18 protein-coding genes are annotated in these 17889 nt (G+C 68.8%); 9 read left to right on the top strand and 9 right to left on the bottom strand.

What is annotated here, in order from left to right:
* Nucleotides 1-181 precede the first annotated feature (181 nt).
* The 3 genes from AC1DVU_RS22145 to AC1DVU_RS22155 are packed head-to-tail and all read right to left on the bottom strand — an operon-like array spanning nucleotide 182 to nucleotide 1183.
* On the bottom strand, nucleotides 182-352 hold the full coding sequence (locus AC1DVU_RS22145; protein ID WP_476924632.1) for a hypothetical protein: 171 nt from the start codon (nucleotides 350-352) through the stop codon (nucleotides 182-184).
* Nucleotides 353-386: 34 nt separating this feature from the next.
* Nucleotides 387-743 carry a GntR family transcriptional regulator gene (locus AC1DVU_RS22150; protein ID WP_476924633.1) on the bottom strand — a complete coding sequence of 119 codons (357 nt, stop codon included), beginning with the start codon at nucleotides 741-743 and terminating at the stop codon, nucleotides 387-389.
* Nucleotides 740-1183, bottom strand: a complete 444-nt coding sequence (locus tag AC1DVU_RS22155) for a GNAT family N-acetyltransferase (RefSeq protein ID WP_476924634.1) — start codon at nucleotides 1181-1183, stop codon at nucleotides 740-742. The genes AC1DVU_RS22150 and AC1DVU_RS22155 overlap by 4 nt, the downstream gene beginning before the upstream one ends.
* A gap of 73 nt (nucleotides 1184-1256) precedes the next feature.
* Between AC1DVU_RS22155 and pcrA the strand changes: the two genes are divergently transcribed.
* Nucleotides 1257-3626, top strand: a complete 2370-nt coding sequence (gene pcrA, locus AC1DVU_RS22160) for a DNA helicase PcrA (protein WP_476924635.1) — start codon at nucleotides 1257-1259, stop codon at nucleotides 3624-3626.
* Between the two features lie 67 nt (nucleotides 3627-3693).
* On the opposite strand, the gene AC1DVU_RS22165 is transcribed toward pcrA, so the two are convergent.
* Nucleotides 3694-4623, bottom strand: a complete 930-nt coding sequence (locus AC1DVU_RS22165) for a DUF559 domain-containing protein (RefSeq protein ID WP_476924636.1) — start codon at nucleotides 4621-4623, stop codon at nucleotides 3694-3696.
* 143 nt (nucleotides 4624-4766) lie between these two features.
* Nucleotides 4767-5441: a M23 family metallopeptidase gene (locus AC1DVU_RS22170; protein ID WP_476924637.1), complete on the bottom strand. Its 675-nt coding sequence runs from the start codon at nucleotides 5439-5441 to the stop codon at nucleotides 4767-4769.
* 284 nt (nucleotides 5442-5725) lie between these two features.
* On the opposite strand from AC1DVU_RS22170, the gene AC1DVU_RS22175 reads away from it, so the two are divergent.
* A complete protein-coding gene (locus AC1DVU_RS22175) occupies nucleotides 5726-6010 on the top strand; it encodes a hypothetical protein (protein WP_476924638.1) in 285 nt (94 codons plus the stop codon).
* On the opposite strand, the gene AC1DVU_RS22180 is transcribed toward AC1DVU_RS22175, so the two are convergent.
* Complete coding sequence (locus tag AC1DVU_RS22180; RefSeq protein ID WP_476924639.1) at nucleotides 5967-6857, bottom strand: alpha/beta fold hydrolase; 891 nt, start codon at nucleotides 6855-6857, stop codon at nucleotides 5967-5969. The two genes, AC1DVU_RS22175 and AC1DVU_RS22180, sit on opposite strands and share 44 nt — an antisense overlap.
* Nucleotides 6858-6996: 139 nt before the next feature.
* Between AC1DVU_RS22180 and sucC the strand changes: the two genes are divergently transcribed.
* The gene (gene sucC, locus AC1DVU_RS22185; RefSeq protein ID WP_476924640.1) at nucleotides 6997-8163 is read left to right on the top strand and encodes an ADP-forming succinate--CoA ligase subunit beta; all 1167 of its coding nucleotides are present in this window, start codon (nucleotides 6997-6999) and stop codon (nucleotides 8161-8163) included.
* Between the two features lies 1 nt (nucleotide 8164).
* Nucleotides 8165-9061: a succinate--CoA ligase subunit alpha gene (gene sucD, locus AC1DVU_RS22190; RefSeq protein WP_476924641.1), complete on the top strand. Its 897-nt coding sequence runs from the start codon at nucleotides 8165-8167 to the stop codon at nucleotides 9059-9061.
* A 387-nt stretch (nucleotides 9062-9448) separates the two neighbouring features.
* On the opposite strand, the gene AC1DVU_RS22195 is transcribed toward sucD, so the two are convergent.
* Nucleotides 9449-11260: an RNA polymerase sigma factor gene (locus AC1DVU_RS22195; RefSeq protein ID WP_476924642.1), complete on the bottom strand. Its 1812-nt coding sequence runs from the start codon at nucleotides 11258-11260 to the stop codon at nucleotides 9449-9451.
* Between the two features lie 68 nt (nucleotides 11261-11328).
* Between AC1DVU_RS22195 and AC1DVU_RS22200 the strand changes: the two genes are divergently transcribed.
* The 4 genes from AC1DVU_RS22200 to AC1DVU_RS22215 are packed head-to-tail and all read left to right on the top strand — an operon-like array spanning nucleotide 11329 to nucleotide 16329.
* The gene (locus AC1DVU_RS22200) at nucleotides 11329-12543 is read left to right on the top strand and encodes a cell division protein PerM (RefSeq protein ID WP_476924643.1); all 1215 of its coding nucleotides are present in this window, start codon (nucleotides 11329-11331) and stop codon (nucleotides 12541-12543) included.
* Nucleotides 12518-13090: a phosphoribosylglycinamide formyltransferase gene (gene purN, locus AC1DVU_RS22205; RefSeq protein WP_476924644.1), complete on the top strand. Its 573-nt coding sequence runs from the start codon at nucleotides 12518-12520 to the stop codon at nucleotides 13088-13090. Before AC1DVU_RS22200 ends, purN begins: the two co-directional genes overlap by 26 nt.
* Nucleotides 13087-14640, top strand: a complete 1554-nt coding sequence (purH, locus tag AC1DVU_RS22210; protein WP_476924645.1) for a bifunctional phosphoribosylaminoimidazolecarboxamide formyltransferase/IMP cyclohydrolase — start codon at nucleotides 13087-13089, stop codon at nucleotides 14638-14640. Before purN ends, purH begins: the two co-directional genes overlap by 4 nt.
* A 36-nt stretch (nucleotides 14641-14676) precedes the next feature.
* Nucleotides 14677-16329, top strand: coding sequence for a glycosyltransferase family 61 protein (locus AC1DVU_RS22215; RefSeq protein WP_476924646.1), 1653 nt, complete (start codon nucleotides 14677-14679; stop codon nucleotides 16327-16329).
* A 2-nt stretch (nucleotides 16330-16331) separates the two neighbouring features.
* Here the strand turns inward: AC1DVU_RS22215 and AC1DVU_RS22220 are convergent, their stop codons facing one another.
* Both AC1DVU_RS22220 and AC1DVU_RS22225 read right to left on the bottom strand, forming a co-directional pair.
* Complete coding sequence (locus tag AC1DVU_RS22220; RefSeq protein WP_476924647.1) at nucleotides 16332-16871, bottom strand: YbaK/EbsC family protein; 540 nt, start codon at nucleotides 16869-16871, stop codon at nucleotides 16332-16334.
* A complete protein-coding gene (locus AC1DVU_RS22225; RefSeq protein WP_476924648.1) occupies nucleotides 16868-17515 on the bottom strand; it encodes a TetR/AcrR family transcriptional regulator in 648 nt (215 codons plus the stop codon). The genes AC1DVU_RS22220 and AC1DVU_RS22225 overlap by 4 nt, the downstream gene beginning before the upstream one ends.
* A 65-nt stretch (nucleotides 17516-17580) precedes the next feature.
* Between AC1DVU_RS22225 and AC1DVU_RS22230 the strand changes: the two genes are divergently transcribed.
* Nucleotides 17581-17889, top strand: a 309-nt coding sequence (locus tag AC1DVU_RS22230; protein WP_476924649.1) for a tetrahydrofolate dehydrogenase/cyclohydrolase catalytic domain-containing protein, incomplete at its 3' end; no start/stop codon positions are given.

Below are 17889 nucleotides of genomic sequence, written 5' to 3' on the forward strand. Positions count from 1 at the left end.
TCCTCAACGATCAGTTTCGCGAGCCTCAAACGAGCACGCGGGGTCAGAGCAGCGTTAGCGTGGGACACGAAGGCCTCCTGTGTGCGGAGCGGTTACTAGACATCTCCACTCCACAACCGGAGGCCTTCGCCGTCCAGCAGATCAGGACCGTGTCACGAAACAACGTCCCTGGACATCACACCTAGTCGCTGTTGAGCTTGTCCTCGACGTCGTGGCCGGGCAGGCGCGGCGGGTGCTGGTGCGTACGGTCGCTGCTGCCGTAGCCGCTGAGCGCGAGGCCCATCAGGGCGATGCCGCCGATGATCAGCAGGCCGACGAGGAGCGTGAATTGTTCGTGTGACAGGGGGTTCACCCGGCCACGGTAACCCGCACGGCTGAGACGACTCTCAGGGAGTCCAGCTCTTCTCGACCAGCCGGATCGCCTCGTCCAGCGAGAGGCCCTGGGTCCTGGCAATCCGGGCGTACGTCTGCGCGCCGGCCTCCGCCTCGGCGTCGGTGAGCTTGCGGCTCGCGATGAACGTCCCTCGGCGTCCGTGCGTCTCGATCACGCCGTCACCCTCGAGCGCCCGGTACGCCTTGGCGACGGTGTTGGCGGCGAGCCCGAGGTCGGTCGCCAGCTGGCGTACGGTCGGCAGCTTGTGTCCCGCAGCGAGTGCCCCGGACGCCGCGCCCTCGGCGATCTGGCGGCGGACCTGCTCGTACGGCGGCTCATGGCCGGCAGCGTCGACCGTGACGATGTTCATGCCCGCTCCAGGTGGACGATCGCGAAGCCGCGGCCGGCGCCGTCGGTGGGATCGCGGCGGGTCTCGCGAAATCCTTGCGAGAGGTAGAAGCCCAGGCCGACCGCGTTGTCCGCATAGACCTCGACGCTGCGCGGACCGGTGCCGCCGGTGACCTGCGCGAGCAGCTGCGGACCGATGCCCTTGCCCTGTGCCTCGGGCGCGATGTAGAGCAGCTCGACGTGCTCGGCGCGGGCGCCGACGAATCCGAGCGTCTCGCCTTCGGACTCGGCGACCCACACGTCCATCGACGGCAGCAGCAGGTCGCGGATGCGGGGCTTCAGCTCGACGAACTCCTCGTCGTCCATGAACGCGTGACTGGATCGGGCGGACCGCTCCCACAGGTCGGTGAGGGCGTCGAAGTCGGCCTCTCCCGCCGTCCGGATGCTCACCGTGCCGTCCATGGCACGCGAGTCTACGTCCGACGACCCTCCGAGGCGGGCGATGTCGGCTCCGGCAACTAGGCTGGGAGGCACGATGACGTTGCCGTTCCCTGTGCCTGCCGCTGCGCCCGAGAAGTCCGTCGACAAGCGGCGTCCCCGCTCGGAGACCCTGCTCGAGGGGCTCAACGAGGCCCAACAGGCGGCTGTGTCGCACCCCGGAGGGCCGCTGCTGGTCGTGGCCGGCGCCGGGTCCGGCAAGACCCGCGTGCTGACGCGCCGCATCGCATGGCTGATCGCCGCGCGTGGGGCGCACCCGGGCTCGATCCTGGCGATCACGTTCACCAACAAGGCCGCCGCCGAGATGCGCGAACGCGTGGCCGATCTCGTGGGTCCGCGCGCCCGCATGATGTGGGTCTCGACGTTCCACTCCGCGTGCGTACGCATCCTGCGCCGCGAGGCCAACAAGTTCGGCTTCACGTCGTCATTCACGATCTACGACGCGGCCGACCAGCGCCGGCTCATGACGTTGGTCTGCCGCGACATGGACCTCGATCCCAAGCGCATCAACCCGCGCGCGGTGCTCAACTGGATCTCCAACCTCAAGAACGAGCTCGTCGATCACGAAGCGGCGGCCGGCAAGGCGGACAACCCGACCGAGGAGATCTACGCCGAGGCCTACAAGACCTACCAGGCGCGCCTGCAGGCGGCCAACGCGATGGACTTCGACGACCTGATCATGAACACGGTCCACCTGTTCCAGGGCTGGCCCGACGTCCGCGAGACCTACCGGCGCCGGTTCCGCCACATCCTGGTCGACGAATACCAGGACACCAACCACGCTCAATATCAGCTCATCAAGGAGCTGACCGACGAGGAGTCCGACCTGCTGGTCGTCGGTGACTCCGACCAGTCGATCTACGCGTTCCGCGGCGCCAACATCCGCAACATCCTCGAGTTCGAGGACGACTTCCCCAACGCCGCGACGATCCTGCTCGAGCAGAACTACCGCTCGACCCAGACGATCCTGTCGGCTGCCAACGCCGTGATCAGCCGCAACGAGGGCCGCAAGGACAAGCAGCTGTGGTCGGCCGAGGGTGATGGCGAGAAGATCGTCGGCTATGTCGGTGACGACGAGCGCGACGAGGCGCAGTTCATCGCCGACGAGATCGACAAGCTGACCGATGACGACGTCGCGGCGGCCAAGGACGTTGCGATCTTCTACCGCACCAACGCCCAGAGCCGGGTCTTCGAGGAAGTCTTCATCCGCGTCGGCCTGCCCTATCGCGTCGTCGGCGGCGTCCGGTTCTACGAGCGCAAGGAGATCAAGGACGCGCTGGCGTACGTCCGGGTGCTCATCAACCCGCGCGACGCGGTCTCGCTGCGGCGCATCATCAACGAGCCCAAGCGTGGCATCGGTGAGCGGGCCGAAGCGGCGATCCAGCGGCTGGCGACCGCCGAGGACATCAGCTTCTGGGAGGCGCTGACTCGCGCCGAGGAGGCGACGGACCTCGCGACCCGGTCGCTCAACGCAATCCAGGCCTTCACTGCGGTGATGTCCGAGCTCATGGCGATGGCCGAGTCCGGAGCTCCCGCCGATGCCGTGCTCGAGGCCGCCCTGACCCGCAGCGGCTACCTGTCGACGCTCGAGCAGAGCACCGACCCGCAGGACGAGACCCGCGTCGAGAACCTCGCCGAGCTCGTCGCGGTGGCTCGCGAGTTCGTCGTCGGTGCCAGCACGGTCGCCGACAACTTGCTGCAGGAGCAGGGGGTCGAGGTCGTGGACGAGGAGCCGTCAGAGGCCGTCGACGCGATCTCCGACGAGCCCGACCTGGCAGCCGGCTCACTCGGTGCATTCCTCGAGCAGGTCGCCCTGGTCGCCGACGCCGACCAGATCCCCGACGAGGGCGACGGAGTCGTGACGCTCATGACGCTGCACACCGCCAAGGGGCTGGAGTTCCCGGTGGTGTTCCTCACCGGGCTCGAGGATGGCGTCTTCCCGCACATGCGCTCCCTGGCTGACAGCAAGGAGCTCGAGGAGGAGCGGCGGCTGGCCTACGTCGGCATCACCCGCGCGCGTACCCGCCTCTACGTCACCCGCGCCGCGACCCGCTCGGCCTGGGGTGCCCCGTCCTACAACCCGCCGTCGCGGTTCCTCGACGAGCTCCCCGAGGCGCTCGTCGACTGGCGGCGCCTCGCCTCGCCGCCGACGCAGTGGACCCCGAGCTCACCCTCGGCGACCGCCCAGTCGTCGTTCCGGTCCTCCAACGTCGCGGCCAGGTCCAAGCGGGCGACGCGGGAAGTCGTGTCACTGTCGGCCGGTGACCGGGTCAGCCACGACAGCTTCGGCCTCGGCACGGTCATCGCGGTCGAAGGTCAGGGCGACAAGTCCGTGGCGTCGGTCGACTTTGGCTCGCAAGGCGTCAAGCGCCTCCTGCTGCGCTACGCCCCAGTCGAAAAGCTCTAGCCCAGGGCCCCGGCCCCGCGATTTGTGAACTTCAAGGCGGTAAAGGCGGCGCGTAACGCCTTTCGCCTCACAAACCGCGAGCGATGCGCCGCCACTGGGCGGTGAGGAACGGAGGAGGTCCGGCGTAGCCTCGTCGCGCCAGCGCCTCGTAGACACGCGCAACGATGGCGGTCGGGTGCTCGAAGTCGGCCACGGTGATGACGATGAGCGTCCAGCCGGCAGCCTCTATTCGTTCGCGCCGCAAGTGGTCCTTCTGCCGCTGTTCCGCGCTGCGCTCGTGGTGCCAGCCATCGTGCTCGATGATCAGCCGGAATTCCGGGATCACGAGGTCACCTCGCGCGAGCCACGTCCCGGAGTCGTCGAACACGTCGACGTTGGTCTGCGGCTCGGGAAGCCCGGCCAGCACCAGCAGCAACCGCACGTCGGTTTCCCGTGGCGAGTCGACGCGTTCCCGCACGAGCAGCGCCGCTTCCCTCGCGCGGATGACCCCGTCGAGGTGGCTCGACGCCACATAATCCAGCAATCGGTCGACCGAGGTCAGACCAGCGCGCACCAGCGCATCGCCGGCGCGGACCAAGTCGCGCAGGCCAAGCAGCGTCGCACTGTCGACGAACGAGCGATCCGGGCCGAGAACGGGGATGCCCCGCAGGTTTCGCGGCGCCAGGCGTCCGAGTCGGCGATGCAGGACGATGTCGTGCGCCACTTGGGCGGTCGAGCATGTGGAGAAGTGAAGCGGCGCTGGTCGGCCCACGCCGACGCCCATCCATTGCAGGGCGGTCACGTGGCTCACTGCGGAGCCGGAGGGAAGTGCCAGCGTCGCTGCCCGCACCGCGAGGTCGAAGGTGAGATTGGTGTCTGCCAGACGCCAGACTCCACGGTGCACGCTGACGTAGTGCTGTCCTCGCAGCATCGACGCGGAAACGCCGAGCTTCGCGGCCTGACCCGTTGTGAAGACGGAGCCCCGGAGCTCATGCGGAACTTGAGGACGACGGGGCATGAGGCCCACGATGGCGACCATCGACCGTACGCGGGAGCGGACTGCGGCGACTTGTGGACAAGCGTTCGCGATTTGTGCCCCTGGGGGCGCTACATCGGCGCGGTAGCGCCTCTAACCTCACAAATCGCGGGGGGAGGCGTTGGTCAGGGGTTGACGCCGTGCTGGCGCAGGACCGGCTCGGGGTCGACCGCGGCGCCACCATTGGGGTGCACCTCGAGGTGCAGGTGCGGGCCGGTCACGTTGCCGGTCGAGCCGGTGTAGCCGATCACGTCACCGGGTCCGACGGCCTGGCCGACGGAGACCGCAATGCGGCTCTGGTGGCAGTACCAGATGTCGGTGCCATCGCGGAGGGTGATGACCGTGCGGTTGCCGTAGGCACCTTCGTAGCCGGTCGACTTCACGACTCCGGCGGCGACCGAGACAATCGTCGAGCCCGAGGGCCCGGCGAAGTCGAGGCCGGTGTGGACGGTGGACCAGAGGCCGCTGCGCTGACCGAATCGCGCCGTCAGGTGGTATCCCGTCACCGGGACGACCCACTGGTTCTTGAGCGTCTCCTTGGCGAACTTGTCGACGTCCTTCTTGAGGTCCGCCTGGGCCGTCAGCACCTGCTGGGCCTGGACCGCGGTCTGCTTCTTGACGAGCTCGCGGTCGAAGCTGCGGCTGACGTCGACCTTGCCGTTGGCGGCGGCGTCGTCGGGACCGACATAGCTCTGGGAGATCGTCTGGTACTTGTCGTTGGCGAGCGAGTCGCCGTCGGACGTGTTGCCGAGGACCATGGAACCAAAAGCAGCCAGGACCAGGATGAAGGCTCCGGCCATGGCTGGGGTGGGTCTGAAGCTGCGCTTGCGGGTCCTGCGGCGCTGAGCTGTCCGCTTGCCCGGTGTTCGCTGAGGGGTCTCCTGGCGTACATCAAGTCGGCGTTTAGGCGCAGACGAAGACACGCAAAAAACCTCCGAAGAAGTGACGACAGGACTCCGGAAGCCTAGCCGACGAGGTGGGCCGAGCGAAATAGAATTCGCGCTCTGGACAACAAATGCTCGAAATCCCCGCCTGAAATGTCGACAAATGTGACGACCTTCACTCTTGTGGGAGCATCGTTCTCATGGTAAGACAGCGTGTCGTCCTGGGGTCTGTCGGCGACGGTGAGCACGCCCAAAGGGCTGCCAAACGCCTCCGCGACGAGGGGCACGAGGTGGTCTACGTCGGCGGCGAACAGACCCCCGAGCAGCTCGTGCGCGCGCTCATCGCAGAGGATGCGACGACGATCGTGGTCGACGGCGATGCCGAGTCGATCACCCTAATCCTCGAGCTGTGCACGAAGCTCGGAGCGGGCGACGTCGACGTCACGCCCCTCGACGTACCGCCTGGCGCGCCTCGATCTCGGTGACGAACGCGCGGACGCTGTCCGCAACGACTCCGGGCTGCGACTGGACGACCCAGTGCCCGGCGACCACGTCGACCCGTCGGACGTCAGGCGCGAACTCTGCGACGTCGGCGTAGACCGCAGGCGACAGGAACGAGTCCTTGGTCGGCACGACGAGCTGCACCGGCACGGACGTCGTGCCGCGGCGGAAGCTCAGTCCGTTCGCGCGGTAGAGGTTGACGCCGTTGCGGAAGTCGTCCTCGAACGTGTCACCCCAGTGCCCGCCGTCCAGCTTCTGGCGGCGCGCCATGGCCGTACGGAGCTGGCGACCGAAACGGCGGGCGATCAGCTCGGGGAGGCCGGGAGTCTGGAACGCCACGACGTACCAGGACTGGAGGGCCTGCCGCCCGACCGCAGCGAAGCGCCGGCGCGCCAGGCCGTCGCGGATGAAGTTGCCGTAGATGTCCAGCCCGGGACCGCTGATCGAGGTGTAGGAGGCGATCCGGCCGGTCAGACGTGCATCCGAGGACTCGCGCATGACCGCGCTCCATGACTGGATCGAGCCCCAGTCGTGACCGACGAGGTGCACGGGACCGCCGTCGGGGCGTACGTGCTCGATCACCGCAGCCAGGTCGCCGACGAGCTTGCTCATGCGATAGCCGGAGCGCGAGGCCGGCGCCGACGAGCCGCCCGCACCGCGTACGTCGTAGGTCACGACGCGGTGGTCCGCGGTCAGGAGGGGGACGACCCGGTCCCATACGCGCTGGCTGTCGGGGAAGCCGTGGACCAGGACGACGACGGGTCCGTTGGCGTTGCCTTCGATGCGCACGCGCAGCTGGACGTCGGACGACGTGATCGACTCGATGCTCATCGGTTCCCCCGGTGAAGTGTGTGACGAAGCCAACGCGCGTGAACGCGCGGTTAAGGGCTAGAGTCGCAAAGGCTCAATTGGTGTCGGCCACCGGCCGGCTGCTGAGCGTATCGGACGTCAACAGAGGACGGACTCCACCGTGGATTTGATGGAATACCAGGCGAAGGAGCTCTTCGCCAAGCACGATGTACCGGTCACCCTGGGCATCGTTGCCAACACACCGGACGAGGCGAAGGTCGCAGCTGAGCAGCTGGGCGTCGTCGTCGTCAAGGCACAGGTCAAGGCCGGCGGTCGCGGCAAGGCCGGCGGCGTCAAGCTCGCCAAGACCCCCGACGAGGCCTACGAGCACGCGTCGAACATCCTGGGCATGGAGATCAAGGGTCTGACGGTCAACCGGGTGCTCATCGCCCCGGCCGCCAGCATCCTGGAGGAGTACTACTTCTCCTTCCTGCTCGACCGCGCCAACCGCAGCTACCTGTGCATCGCGAGCGTCGAGGGCGGTGTCGAGATCGAAGAGGTCGCCAAGACCAACCCCGAGGCCGTCCGCCAGATCCCGATCGATGCCGGTACGGGCGTCGACGAGGCCAAGGCGCGCGAGATCGTCGCCGACGCGAAGTTCCCCGCCGAGCTGACCGACCAGGCCGTCCAGATGATCCAGGCGCTGTGGAAGGTCTTCGTCGAAGAGGACGCCACGCTCGTCGAGGTCAACCCGCTCGCCCGGCTCGAGGGCGACATCCTCGAGGCGCTCGACGGCAAGGTCTCGCTCGACGAGAACGCCGAGTTCCGCCACGAGGACCACGCCGCGTTCGAGGACAAGGCCGCGGCCGACCCCCTCGAGGCGAAGGCCAAGGAGAAGGGCCTCAACTACGTCAAGCTCGACGGCGAGGTCGGCATCATCGGCAACGGCGCGGGACTCGTCATGAGCACCCTCGACGTCGTCGCGTACGCCGGAGAGAAGCACGGTGGCGTCAAGCCCGCCAACTTCCTCGACATCGGCGGTGGAGCCTCGGCGCAGGTCATGGCCGACGGCCTCGACGTGATCCTCAACGACGCGCAGGTCAAGAGCGTGTTCGTCAACGTCTTCGGCGGCATCACCTCGTGTGACGCCGTCGCCAACGGCATCGTCGGCGCGCTGGACATCCTCGGAGCCGAGGCGTCCAAGCCGCTCGTCGTACGCCTGGACGGCAACAACGTCGAGGAGGGTCGCCGCATCCTGAACGAGAAGAACCACCCGCTGGTGACGCTGGTCGACACGATGGACGGTGCGGCTGACCGCGCTGCCGAGCTCGCAAACGAAGGAGCCTGACATGTCGATCTTCCTCAACAAGGACTCCAAGGTCATCGTCCAGGGCATCACCGGCGGTGAGGGCACCAAGCACACCGCCCTGATGCTCAAGGCCGGCACGAACGTCGTCGGCGGCGTCAACGCCCGCAAGGCCGGCACCACGGTCACCCACACGGGCGCCGACGGCCAGGATGTCGAGCTCCCCGTGTTCGGCACGGTCGCCGAAGCCATCGAGAAGACCGGCGCTGACGTGTCGGTCGCCTTCGTCCCGCCGGCGTTCACCAAGGACGCCGTCATCGAGGCGATCGACGCCGAGATCGGCCTCCTGGTGATCATCACCGAGGGCGTCCCGGTGCAGGACAGCGCCGAGTTCTGGGCGTACGCCCAGGGCAAGAAGACGCGCATCATCGGCCCGAACTGCCCCGGCATCATCACGCCGGGCGAGGCGCTTGCCGGCATCACGCCGGCGACGATCTCCGGATCGGGCCCGATCGGGCTCGTGTCGAAGTCGGGCACGCTGACCTACCAGATGATGTTCGAGCTGCGTGACTACGGCTTCACGACGGCGATCGGAATCGGCGGCGACCCGATCATCGGGACGACCCACATCGATGCCCTCGAGGCGTTCGAGGCGGACCCCGACACCAAGGCGATCGTCATGATCGGCGAGATCGGTGGCGACGCTGAGGAGAAGGCCGCGGCCTACATCCAGGCGCACGTCACCAAGCCCGTCGTCGGCTATGTCGCCGGGTTCACCGCGCCTGAGGGCAAGACGATGGGCCACGCCGGCGCCATCGTGGCCGACGGTGCGGGCACCGCGCAGGGCAAGAAGGAAGCCCTCGAGGCTGCGGGCGTCAAGGTCGGCAAGACGCCGTCCGAGACCGCCGAGCTGATGCGAGAGATCCTGAAGGGGCTGTAGCCCTTTTCGTTGGAGCCCCTCTCACCTTTTTGGGTGAGGGGGGCTTCTTTTTATGTTTGACGGTGGCTACCGCGTTCGTTCTTTCGGCTGCGCGGTTCGTTGGTGTCACCTGCGCTGACGAGTCAGTTGCCGCCCATCGACGAGCGTCGTTTCCTTGTCACCTGGCGTTGCGTCGTCTGCTCGTCGATGGGCCGCAACAAACTCCTCAGCTCGGCGCCCTCCCGCAGCGGTCTTTTTGCCTCACGGCGAGGGCCTGCGTCGACGTGTGACCTCACGGCGAGGGGTGTCTCGACCTGTGACCTCACGGCGAGGGGGTGCGTCGACCTGTGACCTCACGGCGAGGGGTTGCGTCGACCTTTTCACCTCATGGCGAGGGGTTGCGTCGTCCTACTGGGCGTACTTGAGTCTGGTGGCGGCTCTTACGGCCATGGCTTCGAAGGCCTTCTGGGAGATGTCGTACGTGCCGGCCGGGGTGAACGTCACCTGCGCCACGTCAGACCCCCGACGGATCAGCGACATCCGGTAGAAGGCGCGGGTGCCCTTGGTGACCTCGACGCTGACCCGCCACACATCGCCGGTGTAGTGCGAGGTCTTGAACGACTCATGCTGCTCGATCCTGGCTGAGAGGATCTTGTCGGCACAGCCGTTGAGCCGCTTGGTGACCTTGGTGACGAACGCCTTCGCCTTGGCCGGTGACGAGAAACGGCCGACGGTCTCGGCGACACCGAACTGCTTGGGCAGCGTCGTGGCCTGGTAGAGCACGTAGATGCGGGCGGCTGCGCGGGTCACGTCCTTGCCGGTGAACGTCGCCTGGTCGCACTGCGTCGCGGCCGGATTGGTCTTGGCCGGGACTGTGGCACCAGCCCACACCTTGTCCACGTTGCGGATCGGCGGCAGGTCGACGATGCCGAGGAAGGACGGCGCATCGGAGGTGGGCGGCGGGTCCGTGCGCGTGACGAGGATCTTCTCGGTGCACTCGCCGCCGCTGTCCTTGCAGACCTTCGTGACCGAGTCGTTGAGCGTACGGGCGAACACCGGGATGCTCGGACCGGTGGCCCCGTCGGCCTCGTGGACCAAGGTGCTCGTGACCGTGCCGGAGTGGCTGAAGCCGACCGTGAACGTACGTTCGGGGGAACGGTGCGAGCGCAGTCGCAGGATCTGGAAGTCGCCGAAGGGGCGCCGCACCGTGTAGGCCGCGACCAGCTGGACCCGCGGATGCTCGCAGTCGGAGTACCACTGGACCAGCCGCTCGTAGGTCTTGGCGGCGATCGCGTCGCTGCGCGAGACCTCGATCGCCTGGGCGACCCGCTCATCGGTGGCGCCGGTGGCGGAGAACGTGCGGACGAAGACCTTCAGTGGGTCCGGATCGGCGTAGCGCTTCGTCGGGCACGTCGCGTAGGGCGTGGTGTTGTCGACGTTCTCGTCGGTGCCGTCGACCTTCCACGTGCTCGCCGGATCCAGCGTGCTGACCTGGCCCGATGAGAGCAGGTTGCCCTTGTCGATCTTCTCGGAGTCGAGGATGACGTCGGGTCGTTCGGCGCCGATCTTCTGGCGCTGGGGAAGGGCGTTCCTGCTGGCCAACGCGTCGCCGTCGGTCGCGACGAAGCCGCCGCCGAGGATCGCGACGATGGCGACGACCACCAGGAGGACGGTGTTGCGCTGACGACCTCGCTTGGCGGCTGTCCGCACCGTCGCGGCGGGCGGTACCTCGAGCGACTCGGTCGCCGCAGCGAGGCTGTGCATGCGCCGTTCGATCGTGTCGATGCTCTGCCGGAGGGCCGCTTCGAGCTTGGCCAGTGCGGTCGTGACGCTCTCGATGCCCTCTTCGGCGGGGAGGCCGACCTCACGGGAGGCCTCCTCGAGGTCGGTGTTGCCCAGCGTCATCAGGACGATCAGGCGGCGGTCGTCGACACTCAGCTCGGCGAGGGCTTCGAGCAGCTGGGTGTCGCTGTCCTCCTCGTGCTTGCGGCGCAGCGGGTGGGTGCCGCGGCTGAGCGCCGTGAGCTTCCACGCCTCGTTGCGGACCCAGCCGAGGGGGTGGTGGTCGCGGATCTTGGTCCAGTCGCGCCACGCCCGGCGGTAGGCGTCGACCGTTGCCTCGAACGCGACCTGCCGATCGCCGCAGACGGCGTAGGTGACCTGCACGGCGTCCGAGAAGGTCGAGGAGTAGAAGCTGTTGAACTCGTCGACGCGAGTCATCTCCAGCCTCCTCCTGACGTCCGGCGTGCCTGTGTGCAACGACGCAACTTTACAGGGAGGATGAACTGGTGCCTGCGCCCGTCGAGACCCCCTACCTCCGGCCGGCCTTTCTCACTGCGCTTCTGGCGGCGATCCTCTCCCTCGCGGTGTCGGCGGTGTTCGTGCTGGTGGCGCAGGGTTCAGCGGATCCGCCGTTCGCCTCGTTCGTACGCGCGACGGTGCGCGCGTGGCTCGTCTCGCTGGGGTCGGGGATCGACGCAGGACCGGTGACGTTCGGGCTCATCCCGGTCGGCGCGACGCTCGTGTGCGTCGCCCTCGTCGCGCGTACGGCCTCGTGGGTCGTCGCGGAACCGGTCGACGAGCTGGCCGCGTTCGTGGCGACCACCGCCGGCGCGTACGGCGTCATTGCCGGGATCGCGTCAGCGGCCTCGACCACGGGTGATGTGCACACCTCGGCCATTCGCGCTGCGTTCGGCGCCTTCGTCGTCGGCGGACTGGGTGCCGCGTGGGGCGCCGTACGCCGTCACGGCCAGGGCGAGCGCTTGTGGTTCACCGCTTCGGAAGACCTGCGCCTGGCCACCCGGGCGGCGATCCCCGGCATGTTGGTCGTGCTCGCCGCCGCCGGTGCGCTCGTGATCGTGCAGCTCGTGCGCCACCTGTCGCGCGCAGGCGACATCTGGGCGCAGCTCGATCCGGGAACGGGCGGGGGCTTCGCGCTCGCAGCCGCCTGCGTGCTGGCCGCGCCGACGCTGATGCTGTGGACCGCGTCGGCGCTGGTGGGACCCGGTTTCATGCTCGGCACCGACACGTCGGTCGACCTCACCGGGTCACAGCTCGGCAACGTCCCGGGATTCCCCCTCCTGGCCGCGTTGCCGCCGCCGGGGGAGTTCCCGGGTTGGGTCTTCGTGCTGGGTATGGTGCCGCTGCTCGGCGGCATGGTCGCGGGCTGGCGAGTCGAGCTCGGCGCCCGCGAGGGTCTGCTGGCCCGGGTCGCGCTGGGCGCTGGAGCGGGTGGGGTCGCCGGATTCCTGCTCGGGATCCTCGTCGGGTTGTCCGGCGGAGCGATCGGCCCCGGCCGGATGGCGGACGCCGGGCCGCCGGCCTTCACGCCGTTGCTGCTCGCGGTGCCCGTCATGGCGGTGGGCGGCGCGCTTGGTGCGGTGCTCAAGCACTATCGTGGAGGCCGTGCCCCGCAGCCTTCGGACGCCAGCGCGCCTGGTCGTCCTCGTCTCTGGAAGCGGCACCAATCTCCAAGCGTTGATCGACGCGTCAACAAGTCCTGACTACGGCGCCCAGATCGTCGCGGKCGGCGCCGACCGCGACGGCATCGAGGGGCTGGCGCGCGCCGAACGGCACGGCATACCCACCTTCGTCCTGAAGACCTCGGCGTACGCCGATCGGGTGTCCTGGGACGAGGCGCTGGCCGAGGCTGTCGCGGCGTACGAGCCGGATGTCGTGGTGCTCGCCGGCTTCATGAAGCTCACCGGTCCGGCATTCCTCTCACGTTTCGGGGGGCGCACCCTCAACACCCACCCGGCACTGTCGCCGGCGTTCCCGGGCATGCACGGCCCGCGGGACGCGCTGGCATACGGCGTCAAGGTCACCGGTGCCACGCTGTTCGTCGTCGACGAAGGCGTCGACACCGGGCCGATTGTCGCCCAGGTCGCCGTGCCGGTGCTGGACGGCGACGACGAGGCCACGCTGCACGAACGCATCAAGACCAGTGAGCGCGCGATGCTGGTCGAGTGGGTCGGCAAGCTCGCGCGCGAAGACTTCCACCTCGATGACCGGGCCGTCGTGCTCGGCGCCCCCACGAAAGATGGCAGATGACTGACGTACGTCCCCTCAAGCGCGCCCTCGTCTCGGTCTACGACAAGACCGGACTCGAAGAGCTGGCCCGTGACCTGCACGCCGCCGGCATCGCGATCGTCTCGACCGGTTCGACCGCCAAGACGATCGAGTCCGCCGGCGTTCCGGTGACCCCGGTCGAGGAGCTCACGGGCTTCCCGGAGTGCCTCGACGGCCGGGTCAAGACCCTGCACCCCCGCGTCCACGCCGGCATCCTGGCCGACCTGCGGCTCGACGACCACGTGCAGCAGCTCGCCGAGCTCGAGATCGAGCCGTTCGACCTGGTCATCGTCAACCTCTACCCGTTCCGCGAGACGGTCCTGTCCGGGGCGACCCCTGACGAGTGCGTCGAGCAGATCGACATCGGCGGCCCGTCGATGGTCCGCGCCGCCGCCAAGAACCACCCCAGCGTCGCGGTCGTCGTCAGCCCGTCGGCGTACGACGGCGTGCGTGCCGCGATCGCCGCCGGTGGTTTCACGTTCGACCAGCGCAAGCAGCTCGCCGCACAGGCGTTCGCCCACACCGCGGCGTACGACGTCGCCGTGGCCTCGTGGTTCGCCAGCGCCTACGCGCCCTCGCAGGATGGCTGGCCGGAGTTCACCGGCGCGACGTGGGACAAGTCGGCGGTGCTGCGCTACGGCGAGAACCCGCACCAGCCAGCGGCGCTCTACCGGCACTGGCGCGGAGGCCTGGCGGCCGCCGAGCAGCTGCACGGCAAGGAGATGTCCTACAACAACTACGTCGACACCGACGCTGCGCGCCGGGCGGCGTACGACTTCGAGCTGCCCGCCGTCGCGATCATCAAGCACGCCAACCCGTGCGGCGTCGCGGTCGGCACCGATGTCGCCGAGGCACACGCCCGGGCGCACGCGTGCGATCCGGTGTCCGCCTTCGGCGGCGTCATCGCGGTCAACCGGCCCGTCAGCGTGGCGATGGCTGAGCAGGTCGCCGAGGTGTTCACCGAGGTCATCGTCGCGCCCGACTACGAGGACGGCGCCCTCGAGGTGCTGCAGGCCAAGAAGAACATCCGCATCCTCCGGGTGCCGGCCGACGAGCACGCCGACCCGATCGAGTTCCGTGGCATCAGCGGCGGCGTGCTGGTGCAGCGCGTCGACCACGTCGATGCTCCCGGCGACGACCCGTCGACGTGGACGCTCGTCGCGGGGGAGCCGGCCGACGAGCGTACGCTCGCCGATCTGGACTTCGCCTGGACCGCGGTGCGTGCGGTGAAGTCCAACGCGATCCTGCTCGCCCGCGACGGCGCCTCGGTCGGCGTCGGCATGGGTCAGGTCAACCGGGTCGACTCGTGCAAGCTCGCCGTCGAGCGCGCCGGAGCCGAGCGGGCCACCGGCTCGGTCGCGGCATCCGACGCGTTCTTCCCGTTCCCCGACGGGCCGGAGATCCTGATCGCCGCAGGCGTACGCGCGATCGTGCAGCCCGGTGGATCGATCCGCGACGACGCCGTCATCGAGGCCGCCCAAGCGGCCGGAGTGACGATGTACGTGACCGGCACGAGGCACTTCTTCCACTGACGCGGACACCATGTCGCGTGGTCCTAGACTCATACGGTGAAGAGCCTGCGAGCGGTCACGGTGCGCGTCGTCAGGCGTCTCACGCGCGTTCGACCCATCTCGGTGGTGGAGCAGGTGGCCGATGCGGTCACCGCTCCCAGCTCCGCGGGCCTCGGCCCGTTCGTCGCGGTGCTGCTCAGTGCCCCGGACGACAGGTTCGTCGCCGCTCTGTCGGACCGCCTCCCGGGCGTGGACATTCGTCCGCACGTCGTCGACTCACGGGACGGCGTCCTGGCCTGGTTGCGATCGTTGCCGAGGCCGGCTGCGATCGTCGATGCGACGCTGCACAGCCTCAAGGTCCCGTTGCTGCGGGCGACGGTGTGGGCGCTGCCTGCCGGCGGCGCCTACGTGGCGACCGGGCGCGCGCTGAGCCGTGACCTCATGGCGGCCTGCAGCTCGCGCGATGGTGAGGGTGCCGGCGCGGCGCGACGGCGCCAGGAGCTCAGCGGCTCCGTCGAGATCAACGGGGCCGCCGGCCGCCGACTGTCCGTCGTGCGCAAGCGCGGCAACCACCACTTCATGCTGAGGCACCGCGAGGCCGAGGACGTCCTGCTCGACCGGTTCGGGCCCGAGTGGGGCGAGGTCATCGCGCGACGCGAGGCGTTCGAGTACGAGTCGCGGGCCACGCTCGTGATGCACGGCGAGCCGGCTCCGCGCGAGAAACAACGCACGATAGCCGTGCCGTCACTCGCGGTCCGCCGGTATGCCGAGGCGACGTGCCTTCCTCGCGAGATCGTCAGCCGTGACAACCTCGTGCTGCCCGACTCGTTCCGCCATTGGCAGGCCCCGCGGTTGTTCCACAAGCGGATCGTCCCGGCCACGGCGTGGTTCGGTCGCCTCGTGGACCAGGGGCGGCACGCCCGTCGCGAACCCGGAGAGTTCTTCAGCTTCGACTCGGCGTTCCCCACCCATTACGGGCACCTCATGACGGAGACGATCTCCAAGCACTGGGGTTGGCAGATCGCCCGCTCCCAGAACCCCGACCTCCGCGTCGTGATGACGCACCAGCGCGGGCGCGACCGGCTACCAGCGTGGAAGGCGCAGATCCTGCAGGCTCTCGGCGTCCCGATCAACGACATCCTCTGGGTGACGGAGGACGAGCCGGTGACCGTCGAGTCGCTCGTCGCCGCGATGCCGCAGATGGAGAACCCCTTCTACGTCGACCCGGGGCTGGCCGAGGCGTGGGAGACGCTCTACGCGGGGCTGGCGCGCGACGAGCGCCCGCACGATCGGCCGGAGAAGATCTTCCTCTCGCGCCGCAGCACGACGCAGCGCTGGTGCGTCAACACGCCGGAGATCGAGTCGTTCATGGCGGATCAGGGCTTCACGGTCATGGATGCCGAGACGATGTCGTACGCCGACCAGGCGCACACGTTCAGGTCGGCGAAGGTCGTCGCGGGCTTCGCGGGCAGCGCGCTGTTCAACATGATGCTGAACCCGGGGACCAAGGTCGTCATCTTGTCGAGCCGCAGCTATGTTGCCGCCAACGAGTACCTCTTCGCCGCGGCCATGGGACATGAGATCCACTACTTCTGGGCGCCGGCGCAGCTCGACCAGCCGACCACGGGATTCTCCGTCGAGGCGTACAAGGCGGCCTGGCGGTTCGACCTGGATGAGCACAGGTCGGCCCTGGTCGAAGCCCTGGCCTGAGGTCAGCGCAGGCCTAGACCCTGGAGCACCTGCGCGCCGGGCAGCTCGGCCAATGACGCTCCGGGCAGTGCGAGCTTGGAACGGCGCAGGCCGCTGCCGAGCAGGACCCACGGCTGCTCGGTGACAGCGCTGTCGACGAGGATCGGCCAGCCCTCCGGTACGCCGACCGGCGTGATCCCGCCGTACTCCATGCCGGTCTCGGCGACGGCCCAGTCCTGCGGGGCGAACGAGCACTTGCGGGCATCGAGCGTGCGCCGCACGAGTCCGTTGACGTCGGCGCGGGTGCTGGCCAGGATGACGCAGGCCGCCGGCCGGAGCTCGCCACCGCGCTTGCCGAGCACGATGACGCAGTTGGCCGAGGCCTCGGGGTCGAGGCCGAATCGCTCGGTCAGCGCCGCGGTCTCGGCGAGGTCGGGATCGATCGCCACGGTGTGCGCCTGGGCGGCCACCGCCGGGACGGCGGCGAGTGCAGCGACGACCGGGGTTGCGAGCAGCTCGTCCTGAGCGGGCTCGAGCTCCAGTGAGCCGAGGCGCACCGTCACGGCTTGGCCTCACGGAGCTCGGCGAGCGTACGGTCGACGTCTTCGGGGCCGATGGCGTGGGCCGCGACGAGGCTGCGGATCGCCGAGACCAGGAGCCGGGCCTCGACGTCCTCGGTGTAGAGACCGGACTGGCGACGCACCGCCGTGCCCATGATGAGCGTGACGATCGACGCTGCGAGCGCGTCCGCCTCAGGGACGCCGACCCGTCGGAGCAGCCTGGTCGCAAGATCCTCGAAGGCCTGCATCGAGCGGGCCGCTCCGTCGCGGAGCTCAGGCTCGCGTGCGGCGGCGAGGAAGATGGCGAGCTCGAGCCCGGCGACCTCCGGCCCCCGGGCGGCGAAGACGCGGGAGAAGAAGCCCGAGGCGTCGTCGAGGTCCACCTCGACTCCGACCTCGACGGCGGCCAGCGCCTCGAGGTCACGCGACCACTGGTCGAGGTGCGCGCCCAAGGCTTCGCGGATGAGGTCGTCGATCGACTCGAAGTAGTAGGTCGTCGTCGCCGACGGCAGGCCCGCCTGCGCAGCGACCGCCCGGTGCGTGATGGCCCGCGACCCGCCCTCGGCGAACAGCTCGATGGCGGCGGCCAGCAGCTCGTCGCGGCGCAGCCGGCTGCGTTCCTGCGACAGCTGTGCGCGGGAGGCCATGGAGGGAGTCTAGGGCGATCCGCCCAGTCGGCTCAGGAACAACCGCGTCGTGAAAGACTCATGCCGTGACTGCGCAGATTCTTGATGGCAAGGCGGTTGCGTCCGCGATGAAGGACGAGCTGCGGGTGCGTGTGGATGCGCTGCGTGAGCGGGGTGTGACCGCTGGGCTGGGGACGATCCTGGTCGGCAACGACGCGGGGAGTCAGTGGTATGTGGCGGGCAAGCACCGTGACTGCGCCCAGGTGGGTATCGAGTCGTTGCGGATCGATCTGCCTGAGACCGCGACCCAGGCTGAGGTCGAGGCGGCGGTCGATGAGCTGAATGCTGATCCGGCGTGCACGGGTTACATCGTGCAGCTGCCGTTGCCGAAGGGT

It is taken from the genome of Aeromicrobium sp. P2_G6 (assembly GCF_056403535.1).